This window comes from Aminobacter sp. P4_H6_2 (assembly GCF_056400805.1).
Genome location: NZ_JBFUKO010000532.1, coordinates 1 through 3,805, shown reverse-complemented (window position 1 = coordinate 3,805; position 3,805 = coordinate 1). Strand labels below are relative to the sequence as shown.

6 protein-coding genes are annotated in these 3,805 nt (G+C 62.8%); 4 read left to right on the top strand and 2 right to left on the bottom strand.

Going from position 1 to position 3,805, the window contains the following annotated elements; genetic code table 11:
* Together AC1DUU_RS25920 and AC1DUU_RS25915 are read right to left on the bottom strand one after the other, a co-directional pair.
* Positions 1 to 640: serine hydrolase domain-containing protein (locus AC1DUU_RS25920; RefSeq protein WP_476786239.1), on the bottom strand; the 640-nt coding region annotated here is incomplete at its 3' end.
* Between the two features lie 49 nt (positions 641 to 689).
* Positions 690 to 1,241, bottom strand: a complete 552-nt coding sequence (locus tag AC1DUU_RS25915) for a MarR family winged helix-turn-helix transcriptional regulator (RefSeq protein ID WP_476786238.1) — start codon at positions 1,239 to 1,241, stop codon at positions 690 to 692.
* 50 nt (positions 1,242 to 1,291) lie between these two features.
* Here AC1DUU_RS25915 and AC1DUU_RS25910 point away from each other — a divergent pair, with 50 nt between their 5' ends.
* The 4 genes from AC1DUU_RS25910 to AC1DUU_RS25895 form a co-directional block, all read left to right on the top strand.
* Positions 1,292 to 2,206, top strand: coding sequence for a DMT family transporter (locus AC1DUU_RS25910; protein ID WP_476786237.1), 915 nt, complete (start codon positions 1,292 to 1,294; stop codon positions 2,204 to 2,206).
* Positions 2,207 to 2,237: 31 nt separating this feature from the next.
* Positions 2,238 to 2,468, top strand: a complete 231-nt coding sequence (locus AC1DUU_RS25905; protein WP_476786236.1) for a DUF4287 domain-containing protein — start codon at positions 2,238 to 2,240, stop codon at positions 2,466 to 2,468.
* A gap of 46 nt (positions 2,469 to 2,514) precedes the next feature.
* Positions 2,515 to 2,796 carry a metal-sensing transcriptional repressor gene (locus AC1DUU_RS25900; protein WP_476786235.1) on the top strand — a complete coding sequence of 94 codons (282 nt, stop codon included), beginning with the start codon at positions 2,515 to 2,517 and terminating at the stop codon, positions 2,794 to 2,796.
* 85 nt (positions 2,797 to 2,881) lie between these two features.
* A partial coding sequence (locus AC1DUU_RS25895) for an MFS transporter (protein ID WP_476786234.1) occupies positions 2,882 to 3,805 on the top strand: 924 nt, incomplete at its 3' end.

The window sequence follows — 3,805 nt, the reverse complement described above, 5'->3', positions numbered from 1 at the left end:
CCCTCAACTCGGTTGTTACAGGCTGTGGTTCGGCGATCTCCCACCATGTCGATGTCAGGCCCAGCCTGTCGAACGACATTTCGCGCCGAACCGTGGCGGCGAGACTTGTGCCCGAGATGCGCTCGATGATGTCGCCGAGCAGGATGTAGCCTGTGTCGGAATAGCTGAACCGCGTCCCCGCTTCGCTCAAAGGGGGCGAGTATTCCACGGCGAGGCGAACCTGCTCTTCGCGTGTCCAGAAGCGGGTCGGGTCGGCAAGCACGGTGGCGAAGTAGCGCGGATCGTCGGCGTGATCGCATAGCCCGCCGCTGTGGTTCAGCAGATGGCGAACGGTGATCTTGTAGGTGCGGTATCCGGCGGTCGAAAGCAGGTCGTTGAACAGTGGCGTCACGAGTGGTGCGATCCGGCTGTCGAGGTCGATCAGGCCCTGTTCCCACAACCGGAGAACGGTGGCGGCCACGAAGGTCTTGGTGTTGCTCGCCACCCGAAGCGGCGTGTCGGCGGAAATCGGCCTRCCGCTCGACTGATCAGCCACGCCGGCCGAGACCTGCCAAGGCTGATCGAGACCTTTGCCGGTGGCATACAAGGTCGTCGCGGCCTGTTGTTGGCGCAAGCGCGCGGCGAGATCGTCCCTGTTCATTCCGTTTCCTTTGGCATTGGCGGCCGGCATCGAGATGCCCATTGCGCTCTCACTCTGGCGCGCTGGTGCTGCCAAGGGATAGCGCCAGTTTGCGCAAAAGCTTTGTGAGCTGCTCTTGTTCGGCTTCGGTCAGGCTTTCGAGCATCAGCGTCTCGACCGCCATATCGGCCTCGAATGCTTCCCGGGCGCGTCGGAGGCCTTCGTCGGTGAGTTCGACAGGCAGGCTGCGCCCATCGCCTTCGGCGCTGACCTGTCTGACCAGCCCTGCCTTGGCGAGGCGGTTGATCCTGTTGGTGACGCCGCCCGACGAAATCATCATCGAGCGGTAGAGTTCGGTCGGGCGCAGTCGGTATGGAGGCCCGGAACGCAAAAGCGTAAACAGCACGTCGGCCTCGCCGCTGTCGAGGCCGTAGGTGGCGAAGATCGCCTCGATCTTCGGGCGGGCGGCAAGCGTGATCCAGCGGGCGCGGCCGAGGATCGCCATGCCGCGCGTATCGAGATGAGGGAGCTCTTTGGCCCATTGGGCGCGCCGCGCATCGATGCCGTCCTGCAGGCCGCCGCCGGCCAATTCCCCATTATTTTCGTCGAGATGTCTTGACACTAAGATAATTCCGTCATTTATCTTAGCGCTAAGATATCTCGAGGTTCGCCATGACGCAACAGGAAGTTCTTCGTCTGCCGGTGTCCTACGCCGCGCGCTCGCCGCTGATCCTGCTGGCGTTGTGCGGCCTCGTCTTTGCCACCCGCATCATGATCTCCAAGGCGGCACTGAACGCGGGCATGCAGCCGTTCCAGTTGGCGCTGGTTGCCAATGTCGGCGCTGGCCTGATCCTGCTGCCGCTGCTGGCCGCGTCGGGGCAGGGCATACCGCGCGAGTGGCGGCATATCGTGCTCTACCTGGTGCTCGGCATCATCAGCTTCACCGTGCCCACGGTACTCGGCTACTACATCGTCGACCGTGTCGGGCCGGCCTATACCTCGACCGTCTATTCGCTGTCGCCGCTGTTGACGATGAGCTTCGCCGCCGGGCTCGGCATCGAGCGCATGTATGTCAGGCGCTTCGCCGGCATCCTCATCGGCCTTGCAGGCATGGCGGCCCTTGTGCAGCAGCAGCTGGCAGAGATCGACCTCTCGGAGACGGTGTGGGTGCTGCTCGGCATCACTATCCCGGCCTGTGCCGCCGCCGGCAACATCATCCGCTCGGCCTTTTGGCCCAAGGGCTCGTCGGCGCTCGCTTTCTCCTGTGGCATCCTGCTGAGCTCCAGCCTGATGGTGGCGCTGGTGGCGCCCTTCTTCGAGGCGCCATCGAGCTGGGTCTTTTTCGACCGTGACGTGCTGTTCTGGATCGGCTGCATGGTCGCAACCTCGGCCTCGTCCTACCTGCTCAACTTCCGCCTGCAGGAGATCGGCGGGCCGGTGTTCTTCAGCCAGCTTGGCTATTGGGGCACGGGCTTCGGCGTGGTGCTGGCGGCGCTCTTGTTCAACGACGTGCTGACCCTGCTTTCGGTCGCGGGCCTCGCGGCGATCATCGCTGGTGGGGTGCTGGCCAACCGTCGGCGCGCTTGATCAACCCAACCTTCAATCGGGAGAAACTGCAATGTCATTTCAAGCCTATCTCGACACGATCAAGAACAAGACCGGAAAGGGACCGGAGGACCTTTTGAAACTGTCCGACGAAAAGGGCTTTTCTGAACAGGGAAAGCTCAAGGCCGGCGTGAAGGCCGGGCAGGTAATCGAATGGCTGCGCGAGGATTTCGCCCTCGGGCACGGGCACTCGATGGCGGTCTACGCGCTCTTGAGCGGCAAGAAGAAGGTCGGCGACCTCTAGGGATGCTGCCTTGACCACATGCTCCCCAGGGGGATAGCATCTTGGGATGACAGAACATGCGCATACCCACGCGTCCCATCCCGATACGCTCAAGCGGCTGAAGCGGGCCGAAGGCCATCTGCGCGGCATTATCGCCATGATCGAGGCGGGCAGGCCTTGCCTCGATGTCGCCCAGCAATTGCACGCGGTGGAAAAGGCTGTCGGCCAGGCCAAGCGCACCCTGATCCAGGATCATCTCGATCATTGCCTGGAAGAAGCGGTCGGACCGTTGCCGCGCGAGCAGCGGCAGTCGATCGACGAGTTCAAGGAAATCACCAAGTACCTGTGAGACGCCGCCGATTCCGGCCGCCTCGCGCCTTCTGCCGAGCAACCGTTGCAGCCCTCGGGCCGCCTGACATCACCGAGCCTGACCGATGCTTCAGATCCTGTCCAACCGAACCTATCGCCATCTGTTTGCTGCCCAGCTGATCGCGCTGATCGGTACGGGCCTCGCGACGGTCGCGCTCGGGCTCTTGGCTTATGATCTGGCCGGGCCGGACGCCGGTGTGGTGCTTGGCACAGCCCTTGCGATCAAGATGATCGCCTTTGTTGTCGTAGCACCTGTGGCGGCTGCCTTTGCCGAGCTGCTGCCGCGACGGCCGATGCTGGTCTGCCTTGATCTCGTGCGTGCGGCGGTGGTGCTGCTTTTGCCTTTTGTCACCGAAGTCTGGCAGGTCTATGTGCTGATCTTCCTGCTGCAATCGGCATCCGCCGGGTTCACTCCCGCATTCCAGGCGACCATTCCCGACATTCTGCCTGACGAAAAGGACTACACCCGCGCGCTTTCGCTGACCCGGCTTGCTTATGACCTCGAAAGTCTGGTCAGCCCCATTCTGGCGGCGGCACTTCTGACGGTGATCAACTTCCACAGCCTGTTTGCCGGTACGATGATCGGCTTTCTGGCATCGGCGGCTCTGGTCGTCTCGGTGACGCTGCCGAGCCCGCACGTATCCGAACACCGCGGGATCTATGAGCGAACCACGCGGGGGTTGCGGATCTATCTTGCAACGCCACGGCTGCAGGGCTTGCTTGCCGTCAGCATGGCGGTTGCGGCTTCCGGTGCGATGGTGATCGTCAACACAGTCGTCATCGTGCAGGGCGAATATGGCCTGACGCAGAAGTCTACGGCGATGGCGCTGGCGGCTTATGGCGTCGGATCGATGGTGGCGGCATTGATGCTGCCGCGAATACTCGACCGGGTCCAGGACCGCTCGATCATGCTGGCGGGCATAGCTCTGCTGGCGTTCGGGCTTGTGTGCGGCACGCTGGTACAGGGTTTTGATTCCCTGCTACCCCTG